The following is a 16,752-nucleotide window of genomic DNA, read 5'->3' on the forward strand; positions in this document are numbered from 1 at the left end:
GCCGACCAACCCCTGCGCGGGTGGGCGTTGGCGCGGCGACCACGGAGAATGATGTGCACAGCGACGGAACGGTATCGATCACGGTCAATGGCGAGCATAAGCGCGTGCGCAGTGGCCTGTCCATCGCGCAGCTGGCCGCCGAGCTCGGGCTGGTGCCGGAAAAGGTCGCGGTGGAGCGCAATGCCGAGATCGTGCCGCGCTCGACACTGGCCGAGGTGATGGTCGAGGATGCCGACGAACTGGAGATCGTGCATTTCGTGGGCGGTGGCGATCATGAGCCGGTGACCAGGCCCGACAGCTGGAGCGTGGCGGGCAAGACGTTCACCTCGCGGCTGATCGTCGGCACGGGCAAATACAAGGATTTCGCGCAAAATGCGGCGGCGGTCGCGGCATCGGGCGCAGAGATCGTCACCGTGGCGGTGCGGCGGGTGAATATCAGCGATCGCAACGCGCCGATGCTGACCGATTTCATCGACCCCATGAAGATCACCTATCTGCCCAACACCGCGGGCTGCTTCGACGCCGAATCGGCGATCCGCACGCTGCGCCTAGCGCGCGAGGCGGGCGGCTGGGAGCTGGTCAAGCTCGAGGTGCTGGGCGAGGCCAAGACGCTGTATCCCGATATGGTCGAGACGCTGCGGGCGTGCGAAATCCTTGCCAACGAGGGCTTCAAGCCGATGGTCTATTGCGTCGACGATCCGATTGCGGCGAAGCGGCTGGAGAATGTCGGCGCGGTGGCGATCATGCCGCTGGGTGCACCGATCGGATCGGGCCTGGGCATTCAGAACAAGGTGACGATCCGGCTGATCGTCGAGGGTGCCAGCGTGCCGGTGCTGGTCGATGCCGGGGTCGGCACCGCCTCCGATGCAGCGGCGGCGATGGAACTGGGCTGCGACGGCGTGCTGATGAACACCGCGATCGCCGAGGCGAAGGATCCCGTGCTGATGGCGGCGGCGATGAAGGCCGGCGTGGAAAGCGGGCGGATGGCGTATCTGGCTGGGCGGATGGGAAAGCGGATGTATGCCGATCCGTCGAGCCCGCTGTCGGGGCTGATCTGACGCTGCTGCACCGTCGTCATCCCAGCGAAAGCTGGGATCTCAAGCGGTTCGCACATGACAGAACCGCATCAGACCCCAGCTTTCGCTGGGGTGACGGGTAACGGCGTCTCCAGCCTCCACCTGCGTCCAACGGTTCTCCGCGCGGGATGGCGGCTCGAAGCGGCAGGAACCGCGCCGCGCGTCGTCCGTTCTCCTATTACAATGATCGCGCCATCCGGCGCGACGCAGGAGACAGAACATGGGTGAACTCACCGACAAGATCAAAGGCAATGTCAACGAAGCCATTGGCAAGGCCAAGCAGCACAGCGACAATCCCGCCACGCGCGATGAAGGCGCGGCGCAGGAAGTCGAAGGCAAGGGCGAGCAGGTCAAGGGCAAGATCAAAGGCATGCTCGGCGACGATATCTGATCGACGCATCAGCGCCGCTTAAAGGCCGTGCCGGGCAACCGGCGCGGCCTTTTGCATAAGGCCGAAACCGCCCAAAGAAATCGTGTCACGGCGGAACTCGGCGCCCCCATGCCCCGTTGCTGTGAACATGGCTAACGACATCAAATATCCGCTTCTCGCCAAGCCGCACATCCTCCTGTCCGGCCCGGTCGATCAGCTCATGTATCAGAGCTTCCGGCAACAGCTCGAACCTTGCCCCGACGAGGGCACCTTAGTCGTCGCACTGACCACGTTGGGCGGGGACCCCGAGGTCGCGCGGACGATGGCGGACGATATCCGGCTACTCGTGGAACATGATGGGCGCGAAATGCTGTTTCTGGGCAAGGTCGCGGTCTATTCGGCCGGTGCGACGTTCATGGCCGCGTTTCCAGTGAATCGCCGGTTCCTGACGCGACGCACGCGGCTGATGATCCACGAGCGCAAGATCTCCAAGGAGCTCAACCTCGATGGCCCGCTCCGCATGGTGGTGGCGTCGATCAAGGCCGCGCTGCACGAAGTGGAGCATTCGATCCAGATCGAAGAAGAGGGCTTCCACGACATCGTGCGCGGCAGCAACGTTGATTTCGAGGATCTGCGCGAGAAGGCGCCCGCCAACTGGTATATCGAGGCGGAGGAAGCGCGCGACCTAGGGCTAGTGCTCGACGTGATCTGATCGGTCGTCACCTCGGACTCGGTCCGGGGTCCACCAAGCGGCGTGCGATGCGCGACATGGATGCGCCATTATTGCGGCACAGCAGACCCTGGACCAAGTCCGGGGTGACGGGGAGGATGGTCGAACTCCCCATTATCCCATATCCTCGCCCCGATCGAGGGGAGCGCCACTACATGCCGGACACTGCCGACCGTACGCCCGGCCGCAAATTGTTGTTCGCGGTCCTGATCGGGGTGCTTCTCGCGATCCCGCTATTTGCCGTTTATCTGTTAGTCTACGACCGCCAGAGCCAGTCGCAAACTGCGCGCTCGTCGATTGCCGAGGGGTGGGGCGGGCCGCAGAGCATTGCCGGGCCGGCGCTGGTTATTCCCTACACCGAGCAGGTCAGCGAGACGGTGACCGAAGCCGGCAAGCAGGTGACCAGGACCAATACTGTGTGGCGCGAGCTGACGTTGGCGCCGGATGTGGCCGATATACGGTCCGATCTCACCACCGAACGTCGCCAGCGCTCGATCTACGACGCAGTGGTCTATGAAGCGCGCATCACCGGCACCGCTAAATTCGCCTTGCCGGCGGATTTGCAGCGCTTCGGGGTGACGCTTGATCGGCTTGCCTTCGAGCGCGCCGAACTGCGCTTCGGTCTACGCGATGCACGCGGGCTGTTCGGGCCGCCGCCCTCGGTCAGCGTGGATGGCGCGCGGCTCGTGTTGCAGCCGGGCAAGGGGCCGAGCGAGACCAATGGCTCGGGCTTCTTTACCTGGCTCGATGCCGCGCCGATCCGCGCGCGCGCCCTCACGGTGCGGTTCGATTATGCGTTTCGCGGCAATGGTTGGCTGTCGCTGCTGCCGCAAGCCGGTGATACGCGCTGGACGGTAAGTTCGAAATGGCCGCATCCGAGCTTCAGCGGCGGTTTCTTGCCGATCAATCGCGTGATCAACGATGCGGGGTTCATCGCCACGTGGCGCGTCGGCAATCTGGCGCTGGGGCGTGCGCTGGTGTCGGGCGAGCAGGCCAAGCCGGAGGCGCAAAATCCATATAGCGCACGAGGCGTCGATTCGCTGGGCCAGGCGGCGGGGGATTATGAGGCGCGGGTCGATCTGGTCACCCCGGTGGATCTGTACAGCCAGGTCAATCGCTCCGTGAAATATGGCTTTCTGTTCATCGGCTTCACCTTCATCGCCTTTCTGATGTTCGACGTGATCGGCGGGGTGCGCGTGGCGGCGGTGGAATATCTGCTGGTCGGTGCAGGCCTGGTGTTGTTCTTCGTGCTGCTGCTGGCTTTTGCCGAAGTGATCGGTTTTACGCTGGCTTATATCCTGGCGGCGGCGGCGATCATCGGCCTGCTCACGGCCTATTCCTCGGCGGTGCTGCGCAGTTGGCGGCGCGGCGCCTATATCGCCGGGCTTCTGACGGCGCTGTACGGCGTGCTGTATATCCTGCTTAGTCTGGAGGCATATTCGTTGCTGATTGGTGCGCTGCTGCTGTTCGCGGCATTGTCGGCAGTGATGTATCTCACGCGGCAGCTCGATTGGGGGCAGGCGGGACGACAAAGTAACATCAAGCGCTCCCCAACCGATCGTGGAGAGTAACCGCGAGCCGCGGCGGCAACCACCAGCGCAGCTGTCGGACGGAACAATGTCCAGCCGTCTAAGCGTTTTGCGTCGCCCTTGGCTGGTTGAAACCCCGCTGCATAATGGCCAAATACTTCACACGCTGCGCCGCAACGAATTCGATGCGCGCTTCCCCGGCTGGCTCGATAGCGTGCTGGCCAACCGCCCGGATTGACGGCGTAGAAGGGGTTGCGCTGCGAGTGCGAAAGGCATAGCCGACCTGGATTAGCTATCCGCCTTAGGGACCGTAGAGCATGGCCGAATTCTCGCTGCCCAAAAACAGCATCGTGACGAAGAAGGGCAAGGTCCATAAAGCCGCTGCCGACGCGAAACGGATCAAGAATTTCAAAGTCTATCGCTACGATCCCGATACCGCGGAAAATCCGCGCTACGATACGTTCGAAATCGATCTCGATTCGTGCGGTCCGATGGTGCTCGATGCACTGATCAAGATGAAATCGGAGCAGGACAGCTCGCTGACCTTCCGCCGCTCGTGCCGCGAAGGCATCTGTGGCTCGTGCTCGATGAACATCGATGGCAAGAACGGGCTCGCCTGCACCACGGCGATGGAAGACGTGAAGGGCGATATCACGATCACGCCGTTGCCGCATATGGAAGTGATCAAGGACCTCGTCCCCGATTTCACGCATTTCTATGCGCAGTACAGCTCGATCAAGCCCTGGCTGCAGACCGTGACGCCGCCACCCTCGGGCAAGGAGCGGCTGCAATCGCCGGAAGATCGCGCCAAGCTGGATGGCTTGTACGAGTGCATCCTGTGCGCGTGCTGCTCGACCTCGTGCCCGAGCTATTGGTGGAATTCGGACAAGTTCCTGGGGCCGGCGATCCTGTTGCAGGCCTATCGCTGGCTCGCCGACAGTCGCGACGAGATGACCGGCGAGCGTTTGGACGAGCTGGAGGATCCGTTCCGCCTGTATCGTTGCCACACGATCATGAACTGCGCCAACGTGTGCCCCAAGGGCCTCAATCCGGCCAAGGCGATCGCCGAGATCAAGAAGCTGGAAGTCGAACGCATCGTTTGATGCACCCCCGTTGCCTCTCCCGCTGGGAGAGGGAAGCGGCCCGCGCCGAAGGCGTGGGGTGGGGCGACGACAGCCCCTTGAAGCGAGACCGCCCCTTATCCGGCGCGCAGGGTCCCATGAAAATACTACTTTCATGGGACCCAGCGCGCCTCCTTCTTCCCGTGGGGAGAAGAAAGTAGGGGATCGCCGCTGACCGGAAAGATACCCTTGATGCCTGCCAACGTCCTTGCCGCCTATACTGCGCTGATCGCCTCAGGCGAGCTCCGGCCCGATCCGGCGCAGGCCGCCGCGGCGGCGCGGCTGGCGACGCTTGCCGCCGAGCTGGAGGCGCCTACCGACTCCGGGGGCATCTTCTCTCGCCTGTTCGCCAAAAAGACGGAAGCGCCGCGCGGCGTGTATCTGTGGGGTGGCGTCGGGCGCGGCAAATCGATGCTGATGGACCTGTTCTTTGATTGCCTGTCCATCCCGCAGAAGCGCCGCGTGCATTTTGGCGAATTCATGCTTGAAGTGCATCAGCGCATCGCCGTCGAGCGCGCCAAGGAATTGGGGGATCCGATCGTGCCGGTGGCGCACGCCATCGCCGCCGAAGCGCGCTGCCTGGCGTTTGACGAGATGATGGTGACCAACAGCCCGGATGCGATGATCCTGTCGCGGTTGTTCACCGAATTGCTCGCGCAGGGCGTGGTGATCGTCACCACGTCCAATCGCCCGCCGTCGGACCTGTATCTGGGCGGGCTCAATCGCGAGCATTTTCTGCCCTTCATTGCGCTGATCGTCGAAAAGCTTGACGTACTGACGCTCAATGGCCCGGTCGATTATCGCCGCGACCGGCTGGGGAGCCAGCAGACCTGGCTGGTGCCCAATGGAGCGGAGGCGACGCGGCAATTGTCCGACGCGTTTTTCCGACTAACCGATTTTCCAGTCGAGGATCGTGCGCATGTGCCCAGCGAGGAGATTCCCGTGCAGGGCGGGCGCACGCTGCACGTGCCCAAAAGCATCAAGGGCGTGGCGGTGTTCAGCTTCAAGAAGCTGTGCGGCGACAATCGCGGTACGGCCGATTATCTCGCCATCGCGCGCAAATATCATACCGTGATCCTAGTCGGCATTCCCAAGCTGGGGCCGGACAGCCGCAACGAGGCGGCGCGCTTCGTCGGGCTGATCGATGCGTTGTACGAATATAAGGTCAAATTGTTGGCCGCAGCGGATGCCGAGCCCGACCAGCTGTACGAAAAGGGTGATGGGCGGTTCGAGTTCGATCGCACGGTCAGCCGGCTCGAGGAGATGCGCTCGGAGGATTATCTGGCGACTGGGCATGGCGCGGCCTGACCGTTTTTCGGGCTTCGCAACGATCCATGGACAAACGCGTTTTCGATCGGGCACGGTCATTTGGCCCAATTGCTATTGCGAACGATATGCAATAACTCACTGATCTGGCCCGATTAAGGTTGCCCCCGGGCCAAATCCGGCTTAAGGCGCGGCAACTTTAGCAACTCGAAGGACGGTGGATGGCCCGCAAAAAGATCGCGCTTATCGGCGCGGGGAACATCGGCGGGACGCTCGCGCATCTCGCGGCGCTCAAGAATCTCGGTGATGTCGTGCTGTTCGACGTGGTCGAGGGCGTGCCTCAGGGCAAGGCGCTCGATCTGTCGCAGTGCGGCCCGGTCGAGGGCTTTTCGGGCAAGATCACCGGCACCAATGATTATGCCGATATCGCCGGCGCGGATGTGATCATCGTCACCGCGGGCGTGGCGCGCAAACCCGGCATGAGCCGCGACGATCTCCTCGGCATCAATCTTAAAGTGATGAAGGCAGTGGGCGAGGGCATCGCCGCCAACGCGCCCGACGCGTTCGTGATCTGCATTACCAACCCGCTCGATGCGATGGTCTGGGCGCTGCGCGAATTTTCCGGGCTGCCGCATCACAAGGTCGTCGGCATGGCCGGTGTGCTTGATTCGTCGCGCTTCAGCCATTTCCTTGCGGAAGAATTCCAGGTCTCGGTCAAGGATGTCACCAGCTTCGTGCTTGGCGGGCACGGCGACACGATGGTCCCGGTGATCCAGTATTCGACCGTCTCGGGCATTCCCATTCCCGATCTGATCGCCATGGGTCGCTCGACGCAGGAGAAGATCGACGCGATCGTCGCGCGCACCCGCGCCGGCGGCGGCGAGATCGTCGCGTTGCTCAAGACCGGCTCGGCTTATTACGCGCCCGCCACTAGCGGCATCGCGATGGCGGAAGCCTATCTCTACGACCAGAAGCGCGTGCTGCCGGCGGCGGCGCACCTCACCGGCCAGTATGGCATCGATGACCTGTACGTCGGTGTGCCCGTCGTGATCGGTGCCGGCGGCGTCGAGCAGGTCGTCGAGATCGCGCTCGACGAGGAAGCCAAGGGCAACCTCGCCGTGTCGGTCGACGCGGTCAAGGAACTGCTGGTCGCCTGTAAGGCGATCGACGGCTCGCTTAACTAACACCATTTATCGCCCGTGGGGCTCATGCCTCGCACGCTCCCCAACGGAAAAGGCTTAGCATGAGCATTCTCGTCGACAAGAATACCAAGGTCATCACGCAAGGGATGACCGGCAAGACCGGCAGCTTTCATACCGAGGCGGCGCTGGCCTATGGCACGCAGATGGTTGGCGGCGTGACGCCGGGCAAGGGCGGCACGACGCATCTTGGCCTGCCGAACTTCAACACGGTCGCCGAAGCCAAGCACGCGACCGGCGCGACCGCATCGGTGATCTACGTGCCGCCCCCCTTTGCGGCGGATTCGATCCTGGAAGCGATCGATGCCGAGATCCCGCTGATCGTGTGCATCACCGAGGGTGTTCCCGTGCTCGACATGGTCAAGGTCAAGCGTTCGCTCAGCGGTTCCAAGTCGCGGCTGATCGGGCCGAACTGCCCCGGCGTCCTGACCCCCAACGAATGCAAGATCGGCATCATGCCCGGGAGCATCTTCAAGCAGGGTTCGGTAGGCGTCGTGTCGCGCTCGGGCACGCTGACCTATGAGGCGGTGTTCCAGACGTCGAACGCTGGCCTTGGCCAGACGACTGCAGTCGGCATCGGCGGTGATCCGGTCAACGGCACCAACTTCATCGACGTGCTCGAATTGTTCCTCGCCGACGACGCGACCAAATCGATCATCATGATCGGCGAGATCGGTGGTTCGGCGGAGGAAGAAGCCGCGCAGTTCCTGCGGGACGAAGCCAAGCGCGGGCGCAGCAAGCCGATGGCGGGCTTCATCGCCGGCCGCACGGCGCCTCCGGGCCGTCGCATGGGCCATGCCGGGGCAATCGTCTCGGGCGGCCAGGGCGGCGCTGAGGACAAGATCGCGGCAATGGAAGCGGCGGGCATTCGGGTGGCGGACAGCCCCTCGGAACTCGGCACGACTTTGCTGGCGGTACTGAACGGGTAACAAATCCTTCTCCCCCTGTGGGAGAAGGTGGCCGCAGGGCCGGATGAGGGGGATTAGGGCCACGTGCGTGTCCCCCCACCCTCCCAAGCTTCGCTTGGGCCCCTCCCTCTCCCACAAGGGGAGAGGGGAAGAAGGACGAACATGATGGGCTATGAAGGCCAGGATTTCGCGGATTTTGCCGGTGGCGTGAGCCCGGCCTTCATCGAGACGCTGTATGCGCGTTTCAAGGACTCGCCCGAGAGCGTCGAGCCGGGCTGGCGCACCTGGTTCGAGGGGCTGGAAGGCTCCGCGCAGGGCCCGAGCTGGGAGCAGGCCAATTGGCCGCTCTCCAGCACGGATGATCTGACCGCCGCGCTCGATCCGACACAGATGGAGCCCGCCCCCAAGCCGGCGCGTGGTGGCGCCAAGCCCGCCGCAGCGCCCGCGCCGTCGGCGGCGCCGAGCCAGGAAGCGATCGCCAAGGCCGCGGCGGATTCGATCCGCGCCATGCTGCTGATCCGCACCTACCGTGTCCGCGGGCATCTCGCCGCCAATCTCGATCCGCTGGGGCTGAAGCCGACGCGCGAGCTGCCGGCCGATCTCAAAACCGAATATCACGGCTTCTCCGATGCCGACATCGATCGTCCCGTCTATCTCGGTGGCACGATGGGGCTGCAATGGGCGACGGTGCGCGAGCTCGTGGACATCCTGCGCGCCAATTATTGCGGCAATGTCGGCCTCGAATACATGCACATCGCCGATGTCGAGGAGCGCCGCTTCCTGCAGGACCGCATGGAAGGCAAGGACAAGGCGATCGAATTCACCCCGCTGGGGCAGAAGGCGATCCTCAACAAGGTGATCGAAGCCGAGCAGTGGGAGAAATTCTGCGGTCGCAAATATGTCGGCACCAAGCGCTTTGGGCTGGACGGCGGCGAGAGCATGATTCCGGCGCTCGAAAGTCTGATCAAATATGGCGGCCAGCTTGGCGTCAACGAGATCGTCTTCGGCATGGCGCATCGCGGCCGGCTCAACGTGCTGACCAACGTGATGGCCAAGCCGTTCCGTATCATTTTCCACGAATTCGGCGGGGGATCGGATAACCCCGATGACGTGGCCGGTTCGGGCGACGTGAAATACCATCTGGGCACGAGCACCGATCGCGAGTTCGATGGCATCAGCGTACATATGTCGCTGGTCGCCAACCCCTCGCATCTGGAAGCCGAAGATCCGGTCGTGCTGGGCAAGGTCCGCGCGATCCAGACGATCGCCGGCGATCTTGGCGAGCACAAGGCGGCATTGCCGGTGCTGATCCATGGCGATGCGGCGTTCGCCGGCCAGGGAATCGTGTGGGAATGCCTCGGTTTCTCCGGCATCCGCGGCTACAATACCGGCGGCTGCGTGCATTTCGTGATCAACAACCAGATCGGCTTCACCACCAGCCCGCAATTCGCGCGCTCGTCACCATACCCCTCGGACGTCGCCAAGGGCGTCCAGGCGCCGATCTTCCACGTCAATGGCGACGACCCCGAAGCGGTGACCTTTGCCACCAAGATGGCGATCGAATTCCGCCAGAAATTCCACCGCGACGTCGTCATCGACATGTGGTGCTATCGTCGTTTCGGCCATAACGAGGGCGACGAGCCGAGCTTCACCCAGCCGCTGATGTATGATCGCATCCGCGCACACCCGCCGGTCAGCGAAGTGTATGCCGCCAAGCTGATCGAGCAAAAGGTCATCGATCGCGCCTGGATCGACGAGAACATCAAGCAGTTCACGACCCTGCTGGAAGGCGAGTTCGAGGCTGGCGCCAATTACAAGCCGAACAAGGCGGATTGGTTTGCGGGGCGCTGGTCAGGGCTGCATTCACCGGCAGATCCCGAAACGGCGCGGCGCAGCGTGGATACCGGTATCGAGCAGAAGCTGTTCGATTCGCTTGGTCGTACGCTGACGACGGTCCCCGAGGGTCTGACCGTGCACAAGACGCTTAACCGCGTGCTCGATGCCAAACGCGAGATGTTCAAATCTGGCGCCAATTTCGATTGGGCGACGGGCGAGGCGCTGGCCTTCGGCGCGTTGCTCTCGGAAGGGTATGGCGTGCGCTTGTCAGGCCAGGATTCGGGGCGCGGCACGTTTAGCCAGCGGCATGCGGTGTGGGTCGATCAGACGGACGAGCACAAGTACGTACCGTTGCAGACGATGCAGCATGGCAATTTCGAGGTGCTCGATAGCCCGCTTAGCGAATATGGCGTGCTCGGGTTCGAATATGGCTATGCGCTGGCCGATCCCAAGACGTTGGTGCTGTGGGAGGCGCAGTTCGGCGACTTCATGAACGGCGCGCAGATCATGATCGATCAGTTCATCGCCAGCGGCGAAGCCAAGTGGCTGCGCGCCAACGGCCTCGTCATGCTGCTGCCGCATGGTTATGAGGGGCAGGGGCCGGAGCATAGCTCGGCGCGCGTCGAGCGGTTCCTGCAGCTGTGCGCGCAGGACAATATGCAGGTTGCGAACTGCACCACGCCGGCCAATTATTTCCACCTGCTGCGCCGGCAGATGCATCGCAGCTTCCGCAAGCCGCTGATCATCTTCACGCCCAAATCACTGCTGCGCCACAAGCTGGCGGTATCGCAGGCAGCGGATTTCCTGGGCGACAGCCATTTCAAGCGCATCCTGAGTGATCCATCCGCGCCGGCGGCGGAGAACGTCAAGCGGCTCGTTTTGTGCACCGGCAAGGTGGCCTACGATCTGATGGAAGCGCGCGATGCCGCCGGCGATCAGAACACCGCGATCGTCCGGCTCGAACAGCTGTATCCCTTCCCCGGCGAGCCGTTGGTCAAGCGCCTCAAGGCGCTCCCCAACCTCGAAGAGGTCGTGTGGGCGCAGGAAGAGCCAAAGAATAACGGCGCGTGGAGCTTTATCGAGCCGTTCATCGAACAGGCGTTGATCGAGGCTGGCGGGCGGGTGCAGCGGCCGCGTTATGCCGGGCGCGCAGCCTCGGCCTCGCCGGCGACCGGGCTGATGAAGCGTCACCAGCTAGAGCAGGCGGCGCTCGTTGCCGATGCGCTGGGCCATAATGTGCGCGGCGAAATCCGCCGCACGCAGAAGAATTAAGAGCCGGCATCCCCGTGTTCCTGCGAACGCGGGAACCGAGGGTACGACAGAGTAACCCTAGGCTCCTGCTTTCGCAGGAGCACAATAGGAAGTGAGCAAGATGGCAACCGAAGTAACAGTCCCCGTCCTGGGCGAATCGATCACCGAAGCGACGCTTGGCGAATGGCTCAAGCAGCCCGGCGACAAGGTCGCCGCGGATGAGCCGATCGCCAGCCTGGAGACCGACAAGGTTTCCGTCGAAGTGCCGAGCCCGGTCGCCGGCGTCATGGGCCAGCATGCCGTGCAGGTCGGTGACACGGTGCTCGTCGGTGCGATGATCGCGACGATCGATGCCGGCGACGGCGCGCCCGCCAGCGCTGCCGCGCCGCAGCCGGCGGTGTTGTCGTCGCCTGCTCCCGAATCCGCGCCTGCGGCGACGGCGGGGCAGCAGGCCCCTGCATCGAGCGATGGCCCGGCGGCCTTGTCGCCATCGGTGCGCCGCGCGGTGCTCGAACACGGCGTCGATCCCTCTACCGTTAAGGGCACAGGCAAGGACGGCCGCATCACCAAGGACGATGTCGCCACCGCAGCGAGCAGCAAGCCCGCGCCGGCACCTGCCGCCGAGGCCGCGGTTGCGCCGCCTGTCGCCGCCTCCACCGGTCGCAAGGAAGAGCGCGTGCGCATGACGCGTTTGCGCCAGACGATCGCCAAGCGCCTCAAGGAAGCGCAGAATACCGCTGCGCTCCTCACCACGTTCAACGACGTCGACATGACCGCGGTGATCGAGGCGCGCGCCAAGTACAAGGATCTGTTCGAAAAGAAGCATGGCGTGCGGCTGGGCTTCATGGGCTTCTTCGTGAAGGCGGCGTGCATGGCGCTGAAGGACATCCCCAGCGTCAACGCCTCGATCGAGGGCGACGAGATCGTCTATCACGATTATGCCGACATCTCGGTCGCGGTGTCGTCGCCGGGCGGGCTCGTCGTGCCGGTGGTGCGCGATGCCGATCAGATGTCGGTGGCTGAGGTCGAAAAGACGATCGGCGATTTCGGCCGCCGCGCCAAGGATGGCAGCCTGAAGATGGACGAGATGAAGGGCGGCACCTTTACCATTTCCAACGGCGGTGTGTTCGGCTCGCTGATGTCGACCCCGATCATCAACCCGCCGCAGAGCGCCGTGCTCGGCCTGCACCGCATCGAGGACCGCGCCGTCGTGGTCAACGGGCAGATCGTGATCCGGCCGATGATGTATCTCGCATTGAGCTATGATCACCGCCTGATCGACGGGCGCGAAGCCGTGACGTTCCTCGTCGCGCTCAAGAACGCGATCGAAGATCCGACGCGGATCCTGATCGATTTGTAAGGTCTTTGACTAGCCCGGCGGACGCCGGGGCCCAGTCGGGATGGCAGATGTAATCGGGCGCGGTGCTCACCATATCCGTCCCGCAACTGGACCCCGGCGTGCGCCGGGGTGGAGATGACAATGGCTGACTATGATTTCGACGTTCTGGTAATCGGCTCCGGCCCCGGCGGCTATGTCGCGGCGATCCGCGCGGCGCAGCTTGGGCTGCGCACCGCGTGCATCGAAAGCCGCGAGACGCTGGGCGGCACCTGCCTCAACGTCGGCTGCATTCCGTCCAAGGCGCTGCTGCATGCCAGCGAATATTTCGATGCGGCGGCCAATGGGACGATGGCCAAGATGGGCATCAAGGTCACGCCTGAGCTCGATCTGCCGCAGATGCATGCGCAGCGGCTCGACGCGGTCAAGCAGTTGACCGGCGGGATCGCCTTCCTGTTCAAGAAGAACAAGGTGGAGTGGATCAAGGGCCGCGGCGCCTTCGTCGATGCGCATACTGTGCAGGTCGGCGAGCGTGCGGTGACCGCCAAGGACATCATCATCGCCACCGGCTCGAGCGTGACGCCGCTGCCCGGCGTGACGATCGACCAGAAGGTGGTCATCGATTCGACCGGAGCGCTGGAGCTCGATCGGGTGCCGCAGCATCTGGTCGTGATCGGCGGCGGCGTGATCGGGCTGGAGCTCGGCAGCGTGTGGCGCCGGCTTGGTGCCAAGGTGACCTGCGTTGAATATCTCGACCAGATCCTGCCCGGCTTCGATGGCGAAATCCGCAAAGAATCGAACAAGATCTTCAAGAAGCAGGGCATCGAGTTCGTGCTGTCGACCAAGGTGACCAACGTCGCCGTCTCGGGCGATACCGCCACGCTGACGCTGGAGCCCGCCGCGGGCGGCGAGGCGACGACGATCGAGGCGGATTGCGTGCTCGTGTCGATCGGCCGGCGCCCCAATACCGACGGCCTCGCGCTCGAGAAGGCTGGCCTGACCGCCAACCAGCGCGGGCAGATCGAGATCGATCACCGCTTCCAGACGGCGGTGCCCGGCGTGTGGGCGATCGGCGACGTCGTGCCGGGGCCGATGCTGGCGCATAAGGCGGAAGACGAGGGCATTGCCGTGGCTGAGAACATCGCCGGGCAGACCGGCATCGTCAATCACGACGTGATCCCGAGCGTGGTCTATACTTGGCCCGAGATCGCCGGCGTGGGCATGACCGAGGAAGCCGCGCGCGAGAAGGGCGAGGTGAAGGTCGGCAAGTTCCCGATGGCGGGCAACAGCCGCGCCAAGACCAATCACGAGCCCGAGGGCTTCGTGAAGATCATCGCCGATGCCAAGACTGATCGGGTGCTGGGCGTGTGGGCAATCGCCAGCGTGGCCGGCACGATGATTGCCGAGGCAGGGCTGGGCATGGAATTCGGCGCGACGTCGGAAGACATTGCCTATACCTGCCATGCGCATCCAACGCATTCCGAAGCGATCAAGGAAGCGGCGATGGCCGTGCGCGGCAAGGCGCTGCACGTCTGATCGCGCCGGGTCGTAGCCCAAGCTACGACGCGGCCTTGCCGCGGTCCGGTCGGCCGGCGGCAGCGCGGTGCTGGGCGACGGCGTGGGCTTCTGCCCGCGTTCGCCAAGCCCTCCCGCATGCCTAAAGGATAATCGCAGCGCCTGCAAAAACCCCAAAACAAAGGCCTTGAACCGTAAAATCGGCTTACCTATATCGGTTTGGCAGGGCTCGTGTCCCCCCTTTCGCGGGTCTTGCTGCTCACCTTTCAGGTGAGCTCCTCCCTGAACCTTGGCCACCTCGTGCGAAAGCGCGAGGTGGTTTTTTTATGGGGCTATTCCGCTGCGAGCGGTGTGCGGTCGGCAAGGGCTTCATCGGCGAGCGCGTCGATCATGCGGCGCAGCAACCGCGCCAGCGCCGCCATCCCAGGCCCGGGTACGTCGAGCGCAGCATCGAGATACAGTGCGCGATCGACTTCCACCTGCACCGCATGCACGCCGTGCGCAGGGGCGCCGTGCCGATCGAGGATATGCCCGCCGGCATAAGGCGTGTTGATCGCGCAGGGCAGGCCGGCGGCAAATACCTCAGCTGCCAGCCGCGCCATGAAGCGCGGTGCGCAGGCGCCCCCGAAGCGATCGCCGAGCACGATCTGCGCGCCCTCCGCCAGCGTCGGCATCGAATGGAGATCGAGCAGCACGGCGATGCCGAAGCGGGCCCGGGCTTGCGCCAGCGCCTCTCCCAGCGCGAGATGATAGGGGCGGTGCGCGCCGGCGATACGCGCCATCACTTCCTCGCCATCCAGTTTGCGGCGCCAGATCTCGCCGGCGCTGGCGATACGGCGCGGGATCAACCCGAGCCCGCCCCGCAATTTGGCCGACGGCAGCCCCAGCGCACGGCGATCGGCGCCGCCATCGATCTGCGGATCGCGTTCGTTCTCGGCGCGGTTGAGATCGATACTGGCGCGCGCCTGGCGCTGCACCAGCATCGTCTCGGTCTTGCGCACGGCAAGCGCCAGCGTGTCGATGTGCCGGTCCTCCAGCGGGCGCAGCGCATCCACCGGCACGCGCAGCGCCGCGCGCATCGCCAGCGGATACTCCCGGCCGCCATGCGGCACCGACAGCACCACCGGACTGAGCGGCAGGAGCGCGCCAAGGCGCTCGAACGATGGGATGGCCGGCATGGACACCACCCTATGCGCGACACCACGTGGCGGCAAATGGTCCTCGCTGGAGTTTGTTAAGCGCTTGGCGCATAAAGCGAGGCTGACGACAGCATACCGGACACTCAACCTAATGATCAGAATTTTGCTGGCGGAAGACGATCACGTCATGCGCGAATATCTCACGCGCGCTCTGGAACGATCCGGATATGCGGTGAGCGCGGTGGATCGCGGCACGGCGGCGATCCCGCTGCTCGAAACCGAGCATTTCGACCTTCTGCTGACCGATATCGTCATGCCCGAGATGGACGGCATCGAACTGGCACAGCGCGCCAGCGAGATGGTGCCCGATCTGCGCGTGATGTTCATCACTGGTTTTGCCGCAGTGACACTGAAGGCCGGCAAATCGGTCCCGCGGGCGCGCGTGCTGTCGAAACCGTTTCATCTGCGCGATCTGGTGGCGGAGGTCGATCGGATGTTCGAACTGGAGCATGCCGGCGGCAATATCTAAAGAAGCGGCAAGCGGCGCTTGCGCAGCGGCAAAGGCTTCGCTAAAGCCCGCCCCTCGCTCTGGTTCGCCGCAGCGTCGTGGGCGTGTAGCTCAGTGGTAGAGCACTGTGTTGACATCGCAGGGGTCGCAAGTTCAATCCTTGCCACGCCCACCATTAAAAGCCCGTCTGCTCAATGAGCTGGCGGGCTTTTTTGTCGTGTGGTGGCGTGGTCGTCGATCAACCCCACGCTAAGCAGGTGAACAGCGCTCGGGGCGGATGCCGTGATAGTGAAATTGCCGCACTTTAGCATGCGCTCCGCGCGCTGCCGCTGACGAGGAGGTGGCCGAACTTGCCGAGAGCAATGTGCTACGCGTGATGCGCGGAGCAAGGCGAGGAAAAGCGCAATTGGTCGGGGCGCAACGCCGTGCGCTATATCGCGCGGAGCAGGGTCAGCTTGGCTTTGCCCGAATTGCGTTCGGCGTCGATCTCGAAGCCCGCGACGTCGATCTTTTCGTCCTTCGCGGTTTCGATGCTGATCCACGTCGCCGGGCCAGTCCAGCCCAATCGCGCGAGCTTGTCGAGCGCGACGGCGCCGGCGCCGGTGCCATAGGGCGGATCCATCAGGATCAGGTCAAGCGGTTGCGTCACCCGCGCGAGCGCGAGCACGGACTGCGCGCGGACATCGGCGGTGGCGCCGAGCTTGGCGAGATTGGCGCGCAACGCATCGAGCGCGGGCTTGTCCTGTTCGACGAACACGCAACTGGCCGCGCCGCGTGACAATGCTTCGAGCCCGAGCGCGCCGGAACCGGCGAACAGATCGGCGACGGACAAGTCCTCGAAACTGCCGAGCCGGCTGGTCAGCATGGAGAACAATGTCTCACGCGTGCGATCGGCGGTGGGGCGCGTGGCCTCACCCTTGGGCGCGACGATCTGGCGACCGCGCCACTGGCCTGAAATGATCCGCATG

15 protein-coding genes and 1 tRNA gene are annotated in these 16,752 nt (G+C 64.0%); 14 read left to right on the forward strand and 2 right to left on the reverse strand.

Translation table 11 applies throughout. The features are described from left to right. Positions 1 to 53 precede the first annotated feature (53 nt). From thiS to lpdA, 12 genes are all read left to right on the forward strand, one after another. Positions 54 to 1,058, forward strand: coding sequence for a sulfur carrier protein ThiS (gene thiS / locus ABC969_RS13830; RefSeq protein ID WP_345865681.1), 1,005 nt, complete (start codon positions 54 to 56; stop codon positions 1,056 to 1,058). Between the two features lie 238 nt (positions 1,059 to 1,296). Further along, positions 1,297 to 1,467 carry a CsbD family protein gene (locus ABC969_RS13835; RefSeq protein ID WP_345865683.1) on the forward strand — a complete coding sequence of 57 codons (171 nt, stop codon included), beginning with the start codon at positions 1,297 to 1,299 and terminating at the stop codon, positions 1,465 to 1,467. A 127-nt stretch (positions 1,468 to 1,594) separates the two neighbouring features. Continuing rightward, a complete protein-coding gene (locus ABC969_RS13840; RefSeq protein ID WP_345865685.1) occupies positions 1,595 to 2,158 on the forward strand; it encodes an ATP-dependent Clp protease proteolytic subunit in 564 nt (187 codons plus the stop codon). Between the two features lie 173 nt (positions 2,159 to 2,331). Further along, a complete protein-coding gene (gene creD, locus ABC969_RS13845) occupies positions 2,332 to 3,747 on the forward strand; it encodes a cell envelope integrity protein CreD (RefSeq protein ID WP_345865687.1) in 1,416 nt (471 codons plus the stop codon). Between the two features lie 46 nt (positions 3,748 to 3,793). Next, positions 3,794 to 3,943 (forward strand): hypothetical protein, encoded by a 150-nt coding sequence (locus ABC969_RS13850; protein WP_345865689.1) that lies wholly within the window; start codon positions 3,794 to 3,796, stop codon positions 3,941 to 3,943. A 79-nt stretch (positions 3,944 to 4,022) separates the two neighbouring features. Next, complete coding sequence (locus ABC969_RS13855) at positions 4,023 to 4,808, forward strand: succinate dehydrogenase iron-sulfur subunit (protein ID WP_345865691.1); 786 nt, start codon at positions 4,023 to 4,025, stop codon at positions 4,806 to 4,808. A 210-nt stretch (positions 4,809 to 5,018) separates the two neighbouring features. After that, on the forward strand, positions 5,019 to 6,134 hold the full coding sequence (gene zapE / locus ABC969_RS13860) for a cell division protein ZapE (RefSeq protein ID WP_345865693.1): 1,116 nt from the start codon (positions 5,019 to 5,021) through the stop codon (positions 6,132 to 6,134). Between the two features lie 179 nt (positions 6,135 to 6,313). Beyond that, positions 6,314 to 7,276: a malate dehydrogenase gene (gene mdh, locus ABC969_RS13865; RefSeq protein WP_345865695.1), complete on the forward strand. Its 963-nt coding sequence runs from the start codon at positions 6,314 to 6,316 to the stop codon at positions 7,274 to 7,276. A gap of 59 nt (positions 7,277 to 7,335) precedes the next feature. Beyond that, positions 7,336 to 8,220, forward strand: coding sequence for a succinate--CoA ligase subunit alpha (sucD, locus tag ABC969_RS13870; protein ID WP_345865697.1), 885 nt, complete (start codon positions 7,336 to 7,338; stop codon positions 8,218 to 8,220). Between the two features lie 144 nt (positions 8,221 to 8,364). After that, positions 8,365 to 11,307 carry a 2-oxoglutarate dehydrogenase E1 component gene (locus ABC969_RS13875; RefSeq protein ID WP_345865865.1) on the forward strand — a complete coding sequence of 981 codons (2,943 nt, stop codon included), beginning with the start codon at positions 8,365 to 8,367 and terminating at the stop codon, positions 11,305 to 11,307. 100 nt (positions 11,308 to 11,407) lie between these two features. After that, complete coding sequence (gene odhB / locus ABC969_RS13880) at positions 11,408 to 12,646, forward strand: 2-oxoglutarate dehydrogenase complex dihydrolipoyllysine-residue succinyltransferase (RefSeq protein ID WP_345865866.1); 1,239 nt, start codon at positions 11,408 to 11,410, stop codon at positions 12,644 to 12,646. 120 nt (positions 12,647 to 12,766) lie between these two features. Further along, the gene (gene lpdA, locus ABC969_RS13885; protein ID WP_345865698.1) at positions 12,767 to 14,158 is read left to right on the forward strand and encodes a dihydrolipoyl dehydrogenase; all 1,392 of its coding nucleotides are present in this window, start codon (positions 12,767 to 12,769) and stop codon (positions 14,156 to 14,158) included. A gap of 311 nt (positions 14,159 to 14,469) precedes the next feature. Here lpdA and ABC969_RS13890 read toward each other — a convergent pair whose 3' ends face one another. After that, positions 14,470 to 15,315 (reverse strand): N-formylglutamate amidohydrolase, encoded by an 846-nt coding sequence (locus ABC969_RS13890; protein ID WP_345865700.1) that lies wholly within the window; start codon positions 15,313 to 15,315, stop codon positions 14,470 to 14,472. A 112-nt stretch (positions 15,316 to 15,427) separates the two neighbouring features. Here ABC969_RS13890 and cpdR point away from each other — a divergent pair, with 112 nt between their 5' ends. Next, positions 15,428 to 15,805, forward strand: a complete 378-nt coding sequence (gene cpdR / locus ABC969_RS13895; RefSeq protein ID WP_345865703.1) for a cell cycle two-component system response regulator CpdR — start codon at positions 15,428 to 15,430, stop codon at positions 15,803 to 15,805. Positions 15,806 to 15,884: 79 nt separating this feature from the next. Next, positions 15,885 to 15,959 (forward strand) — tRNA-Val (locus tag ABC969_RS13900). Between the two features lie 255 nt (positions 15,960 to 16,214). Here ABC969_RS13900 and rsmD read toward each other — a convergent pair. Beyond that, positions 16,215 to 16,751: a 16S rRNA (guanine(966)-N(2))-methyltransferase RsmD gene (rsmD, locus tag ABC969_RS13905; protein ID WP_345865704.1), complete on the reverse strand. Its 537-nt coding sequence runs from the start codon at positions 16,749 to 16,751 to the stop codon at positions 16,215 to 16,217. Between the last annotated feature and the right edge of the window lies 1 nt (position 16,752).

The sequence above is a fragment of the Sphingomonas qilianensis genome, assembly GCF_039614825.1.
Classification (GTDB): domain Bacteria; phylum Pseudomonadota; class Alphaproteobacteria; order Sphingomonadales; family Sphingomonadaceae; genus Sphingomonas; species Sphingomonas qilianensis.